The sequence below is a fragment of the Streptomyces sp. CCM_MD2014 genome (assembly GCF_000772045.1).
GTDB lineage: Bacteria > Actinomycetota > Actinomycetes > Streptomycetales > Streptomycetaceae > Streptomyces > Streptomyces salinarius.
This window is the reverse complement of sequence record NZ_CP009754.1, coordinates 1,120,222-1,134,978: the sequence shown is the minus strand read 5'-3', so window position 1 is coordinate 1,134,978 and position 14,757 is coordinate 1,120,222. Positions and strand designations below refer to the sequence as shown.

Here is a 14,757-nt window from a genome sequence, read left to right as displayed (position 1 = left end):
CCGCATCGGAGTCAATCCGCCGTCGTCAGGGCCCTGTTCGGCGCACGGACGGGACCCGGGCCGGAGCGAAGAAGGGCGGATAACACACCAATCCGCGGACGGTGCCGACGTGTGCGGGCGCCGGTGACGCGCGGCCGTCCCGCGTCCCGAGCCCTGGCGTCCTGGCCAGGGCCGGTGCCGTCCCCCGCGACCCGGAGCGCCCGCCGGCCCGGGCCGAACCGACCGGAGTGGGGCCGCTGTCGGGCCCGGCCGAAAAACGCCGTCGCCCAATCTGGCGCGAAACGCACCGCGCCGTCCGGTGCGGGCGCTGTCAGCGGGTGCCCCCAGCCTTTGGCCAACGCACGGCAGAGCGTGTCGATTCAGGGTTCCGCATGCCGTGCCGTTGGTCCTGGCGGCCTGGTGGCGGGGAGAGGCGAGACGCGGATGGGCTGGCTGGCAGTGGGCCGCACCTGTGAAGTCGCTCTGGTGGAGGGCCGGGTGGTGGCGCGGGCCGCGTCGCCGACGTCCCCGGCGGAGGGCAAGCCGGAACGGACCCTGCCCGCGGAGACGCGGGACCGTCCCGAGGCGGTCGAACGCCAGCGCCTCGCCGAGTGGCTGGACCGGCACGCCGCCGACTGCGCGGCACAGGTGACCAACTGGATGGTGTCCTCACTGCCCGTGCCGACCGGGCTGCTCGTGCGGGTCTGGCCCGACGAGGCCTGGCGGGCGGCACTGCGTGACCTCGTCGTGGCCGGTGCGGGCCCCGGCGAGGTCGGCTTCCTGCGCGCCGCCGACGAGACGGACGAGCTGCGGGTGGTGAACCCGCACGGCGCCTGCGCGAGATGCTGCCGCTGCCCGGCACCCTCGAGGCGCCGCCCGGCTGGTGGAAGGCCCACCGGGGCGCCCTGCCCGACCCCGCCGACCGCGACACCGCCCGCTGGACCGGCTAGGGCACCCGGCGGGGAGGAACGGCCAGGCTGCGTGCCGCCCGCGCCGAGCCCGCCGCCACCGACCTCGTGGTCGAGGGCAGCCGCTCCAAGGCCGGCCGCACGCTGTTCCTGCCCGGCGGCTGGACCCAGCCGCCGATCCGGCACCTTCCGCTGGAGCGGTGGAAGCTGCCGCTGTACGGCCTGCCGGAGGGCGAGTCACCCGTCCTGGGAGTGATCGTGCCCACCCGGCCCGTCGCCGGGCTGTACCGCGAGGCCTGGCAGCGCGTCCGGGACGGCCGGGGGCCGCGCCTGGAGGCACTGGAGGTGCCGCGACCGCGCAAGCGTCGCCGCTGACGTGTGCGCGGAGGGGACGGCCGACGCCACGGCCGTCCCGGGCCGTCAGCGCTCCAGTTCCTTGTGCGCCGTCTCCGGCAGCCTCAGGTACACCAGTGAGGACAGCAGGCACAGCACGGCGACGTACCAGGGGAAGAGCCCCGCATGCCCCAGGTCCTTGAAAAGCGTGCCCACGTACGGCGCCGTGCCGCCGAACAGCGCCACCGTGAGGGAGTAGGGGAAGCCGATGCCTGCCGCCCGCACCCGGGGCGGGAAGACCTCGGCGTTCACGGCGGCGCTGATGGAGGTGAAGCCGGTCAGGAGGACCATTCCGGCGCACTGCACGAGCAGCAGCACCGCGAAGGAGTCGCGCAGGGAGTGCAGCAGCGGCACGCTCAGCAGCGCGAACCCCACGCCGAAGAAGAGCAGCGGGGGACGGCGCCCGAACCGGTCGGAGAGCATGCCGCCGAGCGGCTGGAGCAGCCCGAAGAAGGCCAGCGAGACCGTCCCCGCGAGCAGCGCGTCCGACTTGGCGACGCCCGCGTTGAGTTCGGCGTACGTCGGCAGGTACGACGTCCACGTGTAATAGGCGATGGTGCCGCCCGCGGTGATGCCGCAGATCAGCAGGGATTCGCGCGGATGGCGGCGCAGCGCCTCGAACAGGCCGGGGCGCGGCGCCCGTTGCTGCTCGGTGCTGCGGGTCTCCTGCGCGCCCTGCCGGATCCAGAACCCGACCAGGCTCAGGACGGCGCCGAACACGAAGGGGATCCGCCACCCCCAGCCGTTCATCCTGTCCTCGCTCAGCGTGTCCACCAGCAGCGTCGCGATCCCGGACGCCACCAGCTGCCCCGCCGTGGTCGAGACGTACTGGAAGCTGGAGAACAGCCCGCGCCGGCCCGGCCCCGCCGACTCCACCAGGAAGGTCGTCGAGGCCGCGAACTCACCGCCCACCGACAGTCCCTGGAGCAGCCGCGCGACCACGAGGACCACCGGGGCCAGCAGGCCGGCCGCCGTGTACGTCGGGGTCAGCCCGACCAGCAGACTGCTGCCGCCCATCAGCAGGATGGTGACGGTCAGGGCGGCGCGCCGCCCCCGACGGTCCGCGATCGCGCCCATGAGCAGCCCGCCGACGGGCCGCATGAAGAAGCCCACCGCGAACACGGCGAACGTCGACAGCAGCGGCACCAGGGAGTTGTCCGCGCTGTCGGGGAAGACCTGGTCGGCGATGTAGGTGGCGAGGAAGGTGTAGGCGTACCAGTCGTACCACTCCACGGCGTTGCCCACCGAGGCGGCGAGGAGCTGGCGTACGGGCCGGCGGGTCGGGGTTGGCGGTGCGTCCGTGTCCATGCCTGTCATGATCGCGACCATCCCCGTACGGCGGGCCCGGCACACCTCGCGTACCGGTGACTTTCACACGAGCGCCACCGGACCCTTCCCTGACGTTTGCTGCTCCTGGAACACTCCTTTCGCGCGCAATCCGTCATCACCCGGCACCGTCCGGCCGGTTGAACCCCCCCAAGGCGAGAGGTCCCTCACTCCCATGGCCGAAGTGAACCGGCGCAGATTCCTCCAACTCGCGGGCGCCACCACGGCGTTCAGCGCCCTGTCCGCGAGCATCGACCGGGCCGCCGCGCTCCCGGCGAACCACCGCTCGGGGTCGATCGAGGACGTCGAGCACATCGTCGTCCTGATGCAGGAGAACCGTTCGTTCGACCACTACTTCGGCCGGCTGCGCGGCGTCCGCGGCTTCGGCGACCCGCACCCGGTGCGGCTGGACGACGGCCGGTCCGTGTGGCACCAGCGCAAGGGCGACGGCACGGAGGTGCTGCCGTTCCACCCGGAGGCCGACGACCTCGGCATGCAGTTCCTCGAAGGGCTCCCGCACGGCTGGTCCGACGGCCAGGAGGCCTACCACAACGCCAAGTACGACCGCTGGCTGCCTGCCAAGGGCACCACCACCATGGCCTACCTGACCCGCGAGGACATCCCCTTCCACTACGCGCTCGCCGACACCTTCACCGTCTGCGACGCCTACCACTGCTCCTTCATCGGCTCCACCGACCCCAACCGCTACTACCTGTGGTCCGGTCACACCGGCAACGACGGCGCGGGCGGCGGCCCGGTCCTCGGCAACGACGAACTCGGCTACGACTGGACGACGTACCCCGAGCGGCTGGAGAAGGCCGGGATCTCCTGGAAGATCTACCAGGACGTCGGCGACGGCCTCGACGCGGCCGGCCACTGGGGCTGGATCGACGACGCCTACCGCGGCAACTACGGCGACAACTCCCTGCTGTACTTCAACAAGTACCGGAACGCGAAGCCCGGCGACCCGCTGTACGACAAGGCCCGCACCGGCACCGACGCGAAGAGCGGCGAGGGCTACTTCGACCGGCTCCGTGCCGACGTCAGGGCGGGCAAGCTGCCGAAGATCTCCTGGATAGCCGCCCCCGAGGCCTTCTCCGAGCACTCCAACTGGCCCTCGAACTACGGCGCCTGGTACATCTCCCAGGTCCTGGACGCGCTCACCTCCAACCCCGCGGTGTGGGCGAAGACGGCCCTGTTCATCACGTACGACGAGAACGACGGCTTCTTCGACCACGTGGTGCCGCCGCTGCCGCCGAAGTCCGCCGCGCAGGGCCGCTCCACCGTCGACGTCTCCCTGGACGTCTTCGAGGGCAGCGCCACCCACCGCGAGGGTTTCTACGGGCTGGGTCCGCGCGTGCCCATGCTGGTCGTCTCGCCGTGGAGCAAGGGCGGCTTCGTCTGCTCCGAGACCTTCGACCACACCTCGGTGATCCGCTTCATGGAGCGCCGCTTCGGCGTCCACGAGCCGAACATCTCACCCTGGCGCCGTACCGTCTGCGGCGACCTGACCTCCGCCTTCGACTTCTCCCGCACGGACAGCCGGCCGGCCCGGCTGCCGGACACCGACGCCTACGAGCCGCCGGACCGCGACCGCCACCCGGACTACCGTCCGACGCCGCCCGCGGAGCCCGGCATGCCCCGGCAGGAGCGCGGGACGCGACCGACCCGCCCGCTGCGGTACGACCCGTACGTGGACGGAGCCGTCGACACGGAAGCCGGGAAGTTCACGCTGGCCTTCGCCTCCGGGGCCCGGGCCGGGGCCGCCTTCCTCGTCACCTCCGGCAACCGCACCGACGGTCCCTGGACGTACACCACCGAGGCCGGCAAGAGCCTCGCCGACACCTGGAACTCGGCGTACTCCGCCGGCTCCTACGACCTGACCGTGCACGGTCCGGCCGGCTTCCTGCGGGTCTTCCGGGGCTCGAACGAGCCCGCCGGTCCCGCCGGTCCCGAGGCCACCGCCCGGCACCGCGGCGACGACCTCCGGCTCACCCTCACCAACCCCGGCAGCGGCACCGTGCGCCTCCGGATCGCAGACGCCCACGACGGCCGCTCCCGGACCGTCGCCGTCCGCCCCGGTGCCACCGTGCACCACACCGTCGACCTCGCGCGCAGCCGCCGCTGGTACGACGTGACGGTGACCTCCGAGGCCGACCCCGCCTTCCTGCGCCGCTTCGCCGGGCACGTGGAGAACGGCCGGCCGGGGGTCAGCGACCCGGCGATCGTCACGGACTGAGGCGGGCCCGGAACAGGCGTCAGAGCCGTGTGAGGTGCCCCGGCTTCGATCCCGGCCGCCGGGGCGCCGGCACGGCACCCACCCGCCCGGGTCGCTCCGGTTCCGGTTCCGGTGTCGGCGCGCCGCGCGCCGGCCCGGCGGGTGCGGGCCGTGCGCCGGCCGGCTCGGGCCGGTCCGGGACCGGCGTCGCCCGGCTGAGCTGGAGGACTCCCCAGGCGGCCAGCGCAGCACCGGTCAGCGCGAGGAGCACGCCGCCCGCGCCGCCCCTGAGTCGCTCGCCGAGCAGGGAGAGGCCGATCACCGCGGCGGCCACCGGATTGGCCAGGGTCACCACCGCGAGCGGGGCGCCCAGACCACCCCGGTACGCGGTCTGGGACAGCAGCAGCCCGCCCGCGGCGAAGGCGGCCACCAGTACGGCCACGCCGATCACCTGGACGCTCAGCAGCGGACCCGACCGGTCGGTGACGGCGACCGTCACGGTCTGGGTGAGTGCCGAGGCGACGCCGGACGCGATGCCGGACGCCGTCGCGTGGCGCAGTCCCGGCCGGGTGCCGGGCCACGACAGCATGCCGATCAGGGCCGCCGTCGCGCCGGACACCGTCAGCGCCTCCGGCACGCTCAGGACGTCCTCCGGCGCGGGCCCGGACGCGGTGAGCAGTAGCGCGCCGAGACCCAGCAGCGTCAGCCCGGTGCCCCGCCACTCGATCGCGCTCACCCGCCGGCCCGCCAGCCGCGCCCCCAGGGGCACCGCCGCGACCAGCGTGAGGGCGCCGAGCGGCTGGACCACGGTGAGGGGGCCGTACTTGAGCGCCACGACGTGCAGCAGCGCGGCCGAGGCGTTGAGCGCGACCGCCCACCACCAGGCACCGGAGGCCAGCATCCGCAGCGGACCGGCGCCGGAGGCGCGCGAGGCCAGCCGTTCCTGGGCCACGGCCGCGGCGGCGTAGGCGCAGGCGGAGACGAGCGAGAGCAGTACGGCGACGAGCGCGGCGTTCACCGGCCCGCCCCGACCAGCTCCGGCCGGTCGGCCGAGGACCGCCGCCGGGCCTCGGGCCGGCGACGGGGCAGGGCGCACCCCGGGCGCTGCGGCACCCGATGCACCGCGAGCGCGAGGCCGAGCAGGGCCGCGGCCACGATCACGTCGAGCCAGTAGTGGTTCGCCGTTCCCACGATCACCAGCAGCGTCACCAGGGGATGCAGCAGCCACAGCCACCGCCACCGCGTGCGCGTCGCGACGATCAGACCGATCGCCAGCATCAGGGCCCAGCCGAAGTGCAGGGAGGGCATCGCCGCGAACTGGTTCGACAACGAGTCCGTGCGCGGCGGGCCGTACACCGAGGGGCCGAAGGCCCTGGCCGTGTCGAGCAGGCCGGTGGCGCCCAGCATGCGCGGCGGGGCCAGCGGGAAAAGCAGGTGCAGCACGAGCGCGGCGCCGGTCACGGCGGCCAGGGCCCGGCGGGCCCAGACGTAGTGCGCGGGCCGGCGCAGGTAGAGCCAGACGAGGAAGGCCAGGGTGGCCGGGAAGTGGACGGCCGCGTAGTACGTGTTCGCCACGTGGATCAGCGTGTCGCCGTGCAGGAGCAGGTCCTGCACCGTGCCCTCGTCCGGCAGGCGGAGCACGCGCTCCCAGTCCCACACGTGATGGGCGTTGCGGAAGGCCTCCGCGGTGTGGCCCGTCGCCAGCCGGCGGCCGAACTTGTACACGAGGAAGAGCCCGGCCACGAGCAGGAGCTCACGGACGAGCGGTGGGCGCGCGGGCGCGTCCGGCCCCGCTTCTGCAGGCTCGCTGCGGGCATTCATCCCCCGGCCCCTTCGCTGACGGTGGTGCGTGCGGCTCATCGGGTACGGGGGCGTGTGACGGTTCTCATCGATACGACCTCGTTCCGATACGCCAGTGTACCGATACGGTGGTGTACCGGTACACTGGCGTATCGATAGACATGCGACACACCGGGTGCGGGGCCGGATCACGGCTTGCGTGCGCGGGAGAAGCGCGAGACGGCGCGAGTGGGAGAGAAGGAGCGGAGCCGATGACGTCGCAGGACGCGGACCGACCGGAAACGGTCGGCACCTCGCGCCGCTCCAAGATCACGCCGGAGCGTGAGCAGGAGTTCTTCGACGCCGTGCTCGACCAGCTCCGCTCCTGCGGCTACGACGCCGTGACCATGGAGGGCATCGCCGCCAGCACCCGGTGCAGCAAGTCCACGCTCTACCGGCAGTGGAAGACCAAGCCCCAGTTCGTCGCCGCCGCCCTGCGCTCCAACAGCCGGGTGCGCTTCGCCGGCATCGACACCGGGTCGCTCGCCGAGGACCTGCGCCGGGCGGCCGCCGCCGCGGGCGAGGGGGCGGGCAAGGACACCGGGCTGCTCCAGGCGCTCGGCCACGCGGTCATGGAGGACCCGGAGCTCAAGTGCGCGCTGCGCGAGGCGCTCGTCGAGCCGGAGATCGCCGCGCTCCGGGGGATCCTCGCGCGCGGCGTGGACCGGGGGGAGGTCCCGGCCGGCCATCCGGCGCTGGAGTACGTGCCCGCGCAGCTCTTCGGAATGCTGCGGATGCGCCCCGTCCTGGAGGGCAAGCAGGCCGACGCGGCGTACCTCGTCCGGTTCGTGGAGGCCGTCGTGCTGCCGGCGCTCGGCCTCCCCTGAAGACCCAGGTCGCCGTCCACGGGATGACTGGACGGTGACCTGCCCGCGCCGCACCGTGGGGACGGGGGCGGCGCGCACCCCCGGCCGGGCGGGGCACCCTTTGAGCGGAAGGGCGCCCCGCCCGGCCGACAGCTTTCCGGCCCGCGGCCTCGGACGGGGCCGCGGGCCGGGGCCGACGCGTCAGACGTCCTGGCCGCTGCCACCCCCGCCGCCGGAGGTGTCCACCTCGATGCCCTCGGTGATCTCGTCGATGACCGCCTGCTTCTGGTCGACGTCGACACCGAAACGGACGAGGACGATCTGCGAGGGCCGTGCGGGCGAGGGGAACGCCAGCGACTCGACGAAACCGTCGGAGCCCTTGGCGGTGACCACCCTCCAGCGGACCAGGTAGCCCTTCTGCCCGGCGACCGTGACCGTCTTGGAGGCCAGCTCGTCGTGCGAGGTGATCTTGCCGTAGGAGTCCTGGCCGTAGGACTGCTCGGCGTTCGCCGCGATGTCGGCCTTCGCGACCTCCTCGGCGGTGTCGCCCCCGGACTGAAGCAGCCTCGCCGGAGCCGAGTAGGCGCCGCCCTTGGTGCAGGTCTTGGAGGTGTCGCCGGGGCACTTGTAGGAGTCGTCCGACGTGATCTGCGCGCCGATCTCCAGTTCCTGCCCGTACCAGCCGTCCGGAATGGGCAGGCTGATCCCGCTGAGCGGGTCCGTCACCGAGCCGCTGTCCACCTCGGGCGGCTCCGAGGAGTCTGGGGACGAGGGCGAGGGCCACGGGTTGTCCTCGCCGCCGTCCTTGTCGCCGTTGCCCCCGCCCGAGTCGCCGAAGGGGTCGTTCCGGTCGCCGGGACCGGGCCGGTCCTGCTGCGCGCCGGCCGCGCTGTCGCCGCCCGAACCGTCGTCGGTGAGCGCGTACACGCCGACCCCGATACCGGCCAGCACCGCCACGGCCGCCGCGACGGCTATGCCGGTACGCAGCCGCCGCCGTCGCGCCGACGGCGGCGGCTGGACCGGAAAGCCCGCATACCCCGGGTGCACGGGATACGGCCCGGGCGCGGCGTTCTGCACCGGCGGCTGGAACGGCGGCTGCGCGGGCGGAGTCCATGCGGCGGCCGCTCCCGCCGGGCGCACCTGGTCGGTCCACGCGGTGCCGTCCCACCAGCGCTCGGTGGCGGGACCGTCATTCTTCTGTCCGGGGTCGGGGTACCACCCGGGAGGAGTCGCCTGCGTCATGTGCCCACCGTATGAGGCGTCGGTGAAAGCCGGATGAGAGGCCCGCCCGTACCACCGGACCGGCCGGTACGGCACCCCGTGCCGCGGGGGGTTGACGGGCACCCGACCGCACCGCCGCAGATGACGGGCCCGCCGCGTCGTTCGCGCTTTACCGCATGTCACCCGTCACGGCAACTGGTCGGCACAGCACCCACCACTTGCGCGATCCGAGGGCTAGGCTCAGGCTCTGTACGTCATTCGGGCGACTCGGGGAGGTAGCGGGATGACGGAGGTACGGCGGGCGGGCACCGCCTCGGCCTCCCTCTGGGAGCGCGACGAGGAGGTCGCCACCATCACGCGCGCGGTGGACACCCTGTGCGCGGACCGCTCGTCGCCCGGCACCCTGCTGGAGGCTCGTGGCGAGGCCGGAGTGGGAAAGACGGCGCTGCTCGCGGAGGCCCGCCGCATCGCCGAGGCCCGGGGCTGCACCGTCTGGTCGGCCCGCGGCGGCGAGACCCTGAGGTCCGTCCCCTTCAACGTGGTGCGCCAACTCCTCCAGCCGGCCCTGGTGTCCATGCTCCCCGAGGAGGCCCGCGAGTACCTCGGCGACTGGTACGACATCGCCGGACCCGCCCTCGGCATAGCGGACCCCGGGGAGCGGCAGGCCGACCCGCAGGGCGTGTGCGACGGCCTGGTCGCCGCCGTACGCCGGCTCGCCCGCCGTGAGTGGCCGCTGGTGCTGATGATCGACGACGCCCACTGGGCCGACCAGGAGACCCTGCGCTGGCTCGCCGCGCTCGCCGAACGGCTCGACGAGACCTCCGTCCTGGTCGTCGTCGCCCGCCGCCCCGGCGACGTCAGCGGTGACAACGCCCGCCACCTGGACGCGGCCGGCGCCATGGGCCGGCCGCTCGGCCCGCTCAACGCCCTCACTCCCGACGCGACGGCCGGACTCACCCGCGCCACCCTGGGCGAGCACGCCGAGGCCGCGTTCTGCCGCGAGGTGTGGGCCGTCACCGGCGGCAACCCCTACGAGACCGTCGAACTCCTCGCCAAGGTCCAGGACAGCGAACTGCAACCCGTCGAGGCGGAAGCCGCCGAACTGCGCGACCTGAACCGCTCCGCCCGCGGCGGTGGCCTCGTCGCCCGCCTGGAGCAACTCGGCGTCGACTCCACCCGGTTCGCCTGGGCGGCGGCCATCCTCGGCGGCGGCATCACCGTCGACATGGTGGCCAGGCTCGCCACCCTCGACCGCGCCGACGCCGCCCGCTGCGCCGAACTGCTCCGGGGCGCCCGGATCCTGTCCGTACCGGACGACGCCGGGCAACCGGGCGCCGACGAGCTGGAGTTCGTCCACCCGCTCATCGCCACCGCCGTCTACAACTCCATCCCCGACGCCCTGCGCACGGCGATGCACGGCATAGCGGCCCAGCTGGTCACCGACTCGGGACTCGGCGCCGCGGCCGCCTCCCGCCATCTGCTCAAGGTGCACCCCGACGACGACCAGGAGGTCGTGGCCCAGCTGCGCGAGGCCGCCCGCGAACACCTCGCCGTCGGAGCCCCCGACGCGGCCCGCCGCTGCCTCGAACGCGCCCTGCAGGAACCGCCGTTGCCGGCATCCCACGCGCGCGTGCTGTTCGAACTGGGCTGCGCCACGCTCCTCACCGCGCCCGCCACCACCATCGGTCACCTGCGCACCGCGCTCGCCATGCCGGGACTCGACGGCGAGCAGCGGGTCGACGCCGTGTTCCGGCTCTCCCAGGCCCTGCTTCACAACGACCAGCTGGAGGAGGCCGTCCGCACCGTCGAGGCGGAGGCCGCCCGCACCCCCGACCCCTCCGCGCGGCTGCGGCTCCAGGCCGCCCAGTACATGTGGGAGGGCATCCACGCGGGCGAGACCTCCTCGCCCCACCGCTCCGCCCGCCTGGCCGAACTCGCCGCCGGCTGCACCGGCCGCGACAACGCCGAACGGGCCCTGCTCATCCTGCGCGGCTTCGACGCCATGACCCACGGCGAGAGTGCCGAAGAGGTCGTCGAGCTGTGCGACCGCGCCCTCGTCAACGGCCGCCTCGCTCCCGGGCTCGGCTGGACCGACACCGAGTGGGGCCTGGAACTGCCCATGATGCTGGCCAGTTCCTACGCCTACACCGACCGGCTGGACCGCGCCGAGGCCCTGTTCACGGAGGCCCTGCGCGCCTACGAAAGCGCCGGCTGGAGCGGCGGCCACCTCGCCCTCGCGCACGCCTACGTCGGCCTCGGCCACCGCAGGAGGGGCCGCCTCAGGGAGGCCGAGCAGTCGCTGCGCGAGTCCCTGCGCATCGCCGAACGCGTGGGCCGCGGGCTGCCGCTGTACTGGTCGGCGACCTGCAACCTGGTCGACACCCTGCTCGCCCGCGGCCATGTCGAAGAGGCCCGGACCGTCGCCGAACAGTACGGCTTCGCACCGCCGTACCCGTCGACGATCGTGCTGCCCGACCCGCGCCCCGTCCGCGGGCGCCTGTTGATCGCCACCGGCCGCACCAAGGAGGGCGTCAACGAACTGGAGGCCGCGGAGAAGGCGGCGGCCGCCCGTGGCCGGCACAACCCGGTGGTGGTCCCCTGGGCGACCGAACTGGCCCGGGCGCTGGCCGGCGAGGACCCCGGCCGCGCCGCCCGGCTGGCCACCGACGCCCGCCGCCAGGCCGAGCGCTTCGGCACGGACACGGCGATAGGAGAGGCCCTGCGCTGCGCCGCCGCCCTGGAGACCGGCCAGCGTGCGGTCCGGCTGGCCGCCCAGGCCGTCACCTACCTGGAGGCCTCGCCCTGCCAGTACGAGCACGCCGCCGCCCGCGTGGAGTACGGCATCGCCGCCCGCTCGGCCGCCGAGCTGAACCGGGGACTGGCGCTGGCCGACTCGTGCGGCGCCGACGGGCTCGTGGCCCGCGCCCGCGAGGCCCTGGCGGTGGGACACGCGGGCTGAGGACCGGCCCGGGCACGCCGGGGGGTTTCACCGCCCGGCGCCGTCCGCCTCCTCGGCCAGCACCCGCTGGGCCGTCGCGAACGCCGAGTTCGCGGCGGGGACCCCGCAGTACACCGCCGTCTGGAGCAGCACCGCACCGATCTCGTCCGGCGTCAGCCCGTTGCGCCGCGCCGCCCGCACGTGCATGGCCAGCTCCTCGTAGTGGCCGTGCGCGACCAGCGCCGTCAGCGTGACCATGCTGCGCTCACGGCGCGACAGCGTCTCGTCGGTCCAGATCTCGCCCCAGGCGTAGCGGGAGATGAAGTCCTGGAAGCGGGCCGTGAACGGCGTCTGCCGTTCCTGCGCCCGGTCCACGTGCGCGTCGCCCAGCACCTCGCGCCGCACCGCCATGCCCCGCCCGGCCCCGCCGCCGAAGTGGGCCCGCAGCGCCGTGAGCACCGCCTCCGGCCGCTCGGCCGGCGCCAGATGCGAGGCACCCGGGATCTCGGTCAGCGTCGAGCCCGGCACCGCGTCGGCCAGCTCCCGCAGATGCGCGGGCGGCGTGGCCGGGTCCTCGCGCCCGGCGATCAGCAGCGTCGGCGCGGATATCTCCCCGACCCGGCCCCGCAGGTCGAAGGCGGCGAGCGCGTCGCAGCAGGCGGCATACGCGCCCGGGTCGGCCTCCCGGTGGTCCCGGACCAGCCGCGGCACCCTGAACCCCGGGGTGAACCACCGCGCGTCCGCGCTCCGGGCGAGCCGTGCCAGCCCCTCCTCGCGCACCTGCGCGGCCCGCTCCCGCCACGGCCGCGCGCCGTTGAAGTGCGCCGACGAGCAGACGACCGCCAGCGAGGACACCCGCTCCGGGTGGTGCACGGCCAGGTGCAGGCCCACCGCGCCGCCCAGGGACACCCCGGCGTAGGCGAAACGCTCCACCCCGAGCGAGTCGGCGAGCGCGAGCACCAGCTCGGCCAGGTCCCCGACGGTGGCGCCGGGCCCGATCAGGTCCGCCGGCGAACCCCCGTGACCCGGCAGGTCCCAGCGGATCACCCGGTGCCCGACGGACAGCTCGGGCGCCACCGCGTCCCACAGCGCGTACGAGGTGCCCAGCGAGGGGCCCAGCAGCAGCGGGGGAGCGGAGCCGGGGCCTTCGGACAGGTGGTTGAGCAGGGTCGTCAACGTCGCTCCAGAGCACGGTCGGTGAGGGCGCCGGCGGCACCCGTGTAACGAGCGGGGTCGGTCGGGGAGGTCAGATCGAGGTCGCGCAACTCCGGTACCTCGGCCAGCAGTTCGCCCAGGAGTCGGTCCTCGGCGTACGTACGCGCGGCCAGCTCGGTGAGCAGCTCCTTGGCGCGGGCCCGGCCGAGCACCGGCGCCAGTTCGGCCGAGAGCCGCTCCGACACGATCAGCCCGTGCGTGAGACCGAGGTGGGCGCGCATCACGTCCGGGCGCACCCGCAGCCCCTCGGTCAGCTCGGCGGCGTCACGGGCGGCGCCGCCGGTCAGCCGCAGCAGATCCCGCAGCGGCTCCCACTCGGCGTGCCAGGCCCCGGCGGGGCGCTCGTCCTCGGCGGCCAGCGAGCCGTACAGCGTGGCCGCGAGCTGCGGCGCGCGCCGGGCGGCCGCCGCGATCAGCGTGGACCGCACCGGATTGGCCTTGTGCGGCATCGCCGACGAGCCGCCGCCGCTGCCCTCGGCGACCTCGCCGATCTCGGTGCGGGACAGGGTGAGCACGTCCACGGCGACCTTCCCGAGCGCCCCGGCGGTGAAGGCGAGCGCGCCGGCCAGGTCGGCGACCGGAGTGCGCAGCGTGTGCCAGGGCAACAGGGGTTCCCGCAGGCCCAGTTCACGCGCGTACGCCGCAGGCAGTCCGACCGGGTCCGTCGCGCCGTACGCCTCGAAGGCGGCCAGGGTGCCCGCCGCACCGCCGAGCTGAGCGGGCAGCGCGTCCCTCACCGCCGTGACCCGGTCCCGTGCGTCCAGCACCAGCGCACGCCATCCGGCCGCCTTCAGCCCGAAGGACGTCGGCACGGCGTGCTGCGTGAGGGTCCGGCCCGGCATCGGGGTGTCCCGGTGCTCGGCGGCCAGCCGCGCCAGCGCGCGTTCCGTACGGGCGAGATCGGGCAGCAGCAGGTCCAGGGTGCGGGCGGCGACCAGCATCGTCGCCGTGTCCAGGATGTCCTGGCTGGTCGCGCCCCGGTGCACACACGGTCCGTACGGGTCGCCGACCGCCTTCGTCAGGTCGGCCACCAGGGGGATGACCGGATTCCCGCCGCCCCTCGCCCGCTCGGCCAGGGAGCGCGCGTCGAAGGCGCCGGGGTCGGCCGCGGCCGCGCTCACCGCGTCCGCGGCCTCGGCCGGGACGAGCCCGAGCGCGGCCTGGGCGCGGGTCAGCGCCGCCTCCGCGTCGAGCAGGGCCCGCAGATACGCACGGTCACCGGTCGCGGACGCGGCCGGCGAGTCGGCCCACCCGGGGGCGAGCAGGCTCGTGCCGGCGTCGGTGCCGGCGGGTTCGGCAGGTGGTGTCACCGGAACTCCAGGAAGACCGTCTCGCCCTCGCCCTGAAGGCGGATGTCGAAACGGTACGTCCCGTGGCCCTCGTCCGCCGCGATCAGCGTGTCGCGGCGCCCGGCCGGCACCCGGGCCAGCAGCGGGTCGGCGGCGAGCGCCGACTCGTCGCCCGGCAGGTAGATCCGGGTGAACAGGTGCACGAGCAGCCCGCGCGCGAAGACGCACACGCTCAGGTACGGCGCGCTCCGCCCACGCGCCCCCGGCCGCAGCGTCCGCGCGTACCAGTGGCCGTTCGCGTCGGTCTGTATGCGCCCGAAACCGGTGAACTCCACGCCGTTGCGGCCCAGGAAGCCGCCGGAGGCCGGGTCGCGCCGCATCGAGCCGTCGGCGGTCGGTACGTTGCCCTCACTGTCCGGCCCCCACAGCTCCAGCAGGGCGTCCGGCAGCGGGTCGCCCCCGCCGTCGTAGACGTACCCGTGCACGGTGACCGTGTCCGGGTGCCCGGCGGGCGCGATGTCCTCGCCGCCGCGGAAGGGCAGCGCGTACCCGTAGAAGGGGCCGACCGTGTGCGACGGCGTGGGCAGCACCTGCTCCGGGCTGCTGGTGTCGATCTTCGTCATGG

10 protein-coding genes and 2 pseudogenes are annotated in these 14,757 nt (G+C 74.4%); 5 read left to right on the top strand and 7 right to left on the bottom strand.

Translation table 11 applies throughout. The annotated features are described in order from the left end of the window. Window positions 1-423 precede the first annotated feature (423 nt). Together NI25_RS04995 and NI25_RS37230 are read left to right on the top strand one after the other, a co-directional pair. Window positions 424-822, top strand: a pseudogene (locus NI25_RS04995) (DUF4132 domain-containing protein); the annotation flags it as partial. Window positions 823-881: 59 nt separating this feature from the next. Continuing rightward, window positions 882-1,262: pseudogene (locus NI25_RS37230) on the top strand (hypothetical protein); the annotation flags it as partial. A gap of 45 nt (window positions 1,263-1,307) precedes the next feature. On the opposite strand, the gene NI25_RS04990 reads toward NI25_RS37230, so the two are convergent. After that, window positions 1,308-2,609 (bottom strand): MFS transporter, encoded by a 1,302-nt coding sequence (locus tag NI25_RS04990; RefSeq protein ID WP_061441280.1) that lies wholly within the window; start codon window positions 2,607-2,609, stop codon window positions 1,308-1,310. 172 nt (window positions 2,610-2,781) lie between these two features. Between NI25_RS04990 and NI25_RS04985 the strand changes: the two genes are divergently transcribed. Next, window positions 2,782-4,845 (top strand): phosphocholine-specific phospholipase C, encoded by a 2,064-nt coding sequence (locus tag NI25_RS04985; protein ID WP_061441279.1) that lies wholly within the window; start codon window positions 2,782-2,784, stop codon window positions 4,843-4,845. Between the two features lie 19 nt (window positions 4,846-4,864). On the opposite strand, the gene NI25_RS04980 is transcribed toward NI25_RS04985, so the two are convergent. Both NI25_RS04980 and NI25_RS04975 read right to left on the bottom strand, forming a co-directional pair. Further along, window positions 4,865-5,842: a hypothetical protein gene (locus NI25_RS04980; RefSeq protein WP_061441278.1), complete on the bottom strand. Its 978-nt coding sequence runs from the start codon at window positions 5,840-5,842 to the stop codon at window positions 4,865-4,867. Continuing rightward, window positions 5,839-6,645 carry a phosphatase PAP2 family protein gene (locus NI25_RS04975; RefSeq protein ID WP_061441277.1) on the bottom strand — a complete coding sequence of 269 codons (807 nt, stop codon included), beginning with the start codon at window positions 6,643-6,645 and terminating at the stop codon, window positions 5,839-5,841. The genes NI25_RS04980 and NI25_RS04975 overlap by 4 nt, the downstream gene beginning before the upstream one ends. Before the next feature lie 230 nt (window positions 6,646-6,875). Here NI25_RS04975 and NI25_RS04970 point away from each other — a divergent pair, with 230 nt between their 5' ends. Beyond that, the gene (locus tag NI25_RS04970) at window positions 6,876-7,490 is read left to right on the top strand and encodes a TetR/AcrR family transcriptional regulator (protein ID WP_061441276.1); all 615 of its coding nucleotides are present in this window, start codon (window positions 6,876-6,878) and stop codon (window positions 7,488-7,490) included. A gap of 180 nt (window positions 7,491-7,670) precedes the next feature. Here NI25_RS04970 and NI25_RS04965 read toward each other — a convergent pair whose 3' ends face one another. After that, complete coding sequence (locus NI25_RS04965) at window positions 7,671-8,711, bottom strand: DUF2510 domain-containing protein (RefSeq protein WP_061441275.1); 1,041 nt, start codon at window positions 8,709-8,711, stop codon at window positions 7,671-7,673. Window positions 8,712-8,973: 262 nt separating this feature from the next. Between NI25_RS04965 and NI25_RS04960 the strand changes: the two genes are divergently transcribed. After that, a complete protein-coding gene (locus tag NI25_RS04960; RefSeq protein WP_061441274.1) occupies window positions 8,974-11,649 on the top strand; it encodes an ATP-binding protein in 2,676 nt (891 codons plus the stop codon). Between the two features lie 27 nt (window positions 11,650-11,676). Here NI25_RS04960 and pcaD read toward each other — a convergent pair whose 3' ends face one another. The 3 genes from pcaD to pcaG are packed head-to-tail and all read right to left on the bottom strand — an operon-like array spanning window position 11,677 to window position 14,755. Then, on the bottom strand, window positions 11,677-12,804 hold the full coding sequence (gene pcaD / locus NI25_RS04955; protein ID WP_061441273.1) for a 3-oxoadipate enol-lactonase: 1,128 nt from the start codon (window positions 12,802-12,804) through the stop codon (window positions 11,677-11,679). Next, window positions 12,801-14,153 (bottom strand): 3-carboxy-cis,cis-muconate cycloisomerase, encoded by a 1,353-nt coding sequence (gene pcaB / locus NI25_RS04950; protein ID WP_061441272.1) that lies wholly within the window; start codon window positions 14,151-14,153, stop codon window positions 12,801-12,803. The genes pcaD and pcaB overlap by 4 nt, the downstream gene beginning before the upstream one ends. Next, window positions 14,150-14,755, bottom strand: coding sequence for a protocatechuate 3,4-dioxygenase subunit alpha (gene pcaG / locus NI25_RS04945; protein ID WP_061441271.1), 606 nt, complete (start codon window positions 14,753-14,755; stop codon window positions 14,150-14,152). Before pcaG ends, pcaB begins: the two co-directional genes overlap by 4 nt. Window positions 14,756-14,757 lie beyond the last annotated feature (2 nt).

Excerpts from the sequence above, each read along its gene's own strand:
- NI25_RS04965 (WP_061441275.1), bottom strand. The coding sequence starts at position 8,711 with ATGACGCAGGCGACTCCTCCCGGGTGGTACCCCGACCCCGGACAGAAG.
- pcaG (WP_061441271.1), bottom strand. The coding sequence starts at position 14,755 with ATGACGAAGATCGACACCAGCAGCCCGGAGCAGGTGCTGCCCACGCCG.
- NI25_RS04985 (WP_061441279.1), top strand. The coding sequence starts at position 2,782 with ATGGCCGAAGTGAACCGGCGCAGATTCCTCCAACTCGCGGGCGCCACC.
- NI25_RS04990 (WP_061441280.1), bottom strand. The coding sequence starts at position 2,609 with ATGGTCGCGATCATGACAGGCATGGACACGGACGCACCGCCAACCCCG.
- NI25_RS04975 (WP_061441277.1), bottom strand. The coding sequence starts at position 6,645 with ATGAATGCCCGCAGCGAGCCTGCAGAAGCGGGGCCGGACGCGCCCGCG.
- NI25_RS04960 (WP_061441274.1), top strand. The coding sequence starts at position 8,974 with ATGACGGAGGTACGGCGGGCGGGCACCGCCTCGGCCTCCCTCTGGGAG.
- NI25_RS04970 (WP_061441276.1), top strand. The coding sequence starts at position 6,876 with ATGACGTCGCAGGACGCGGACCGACCGGAAACGGTCGGCACCTCGCGC.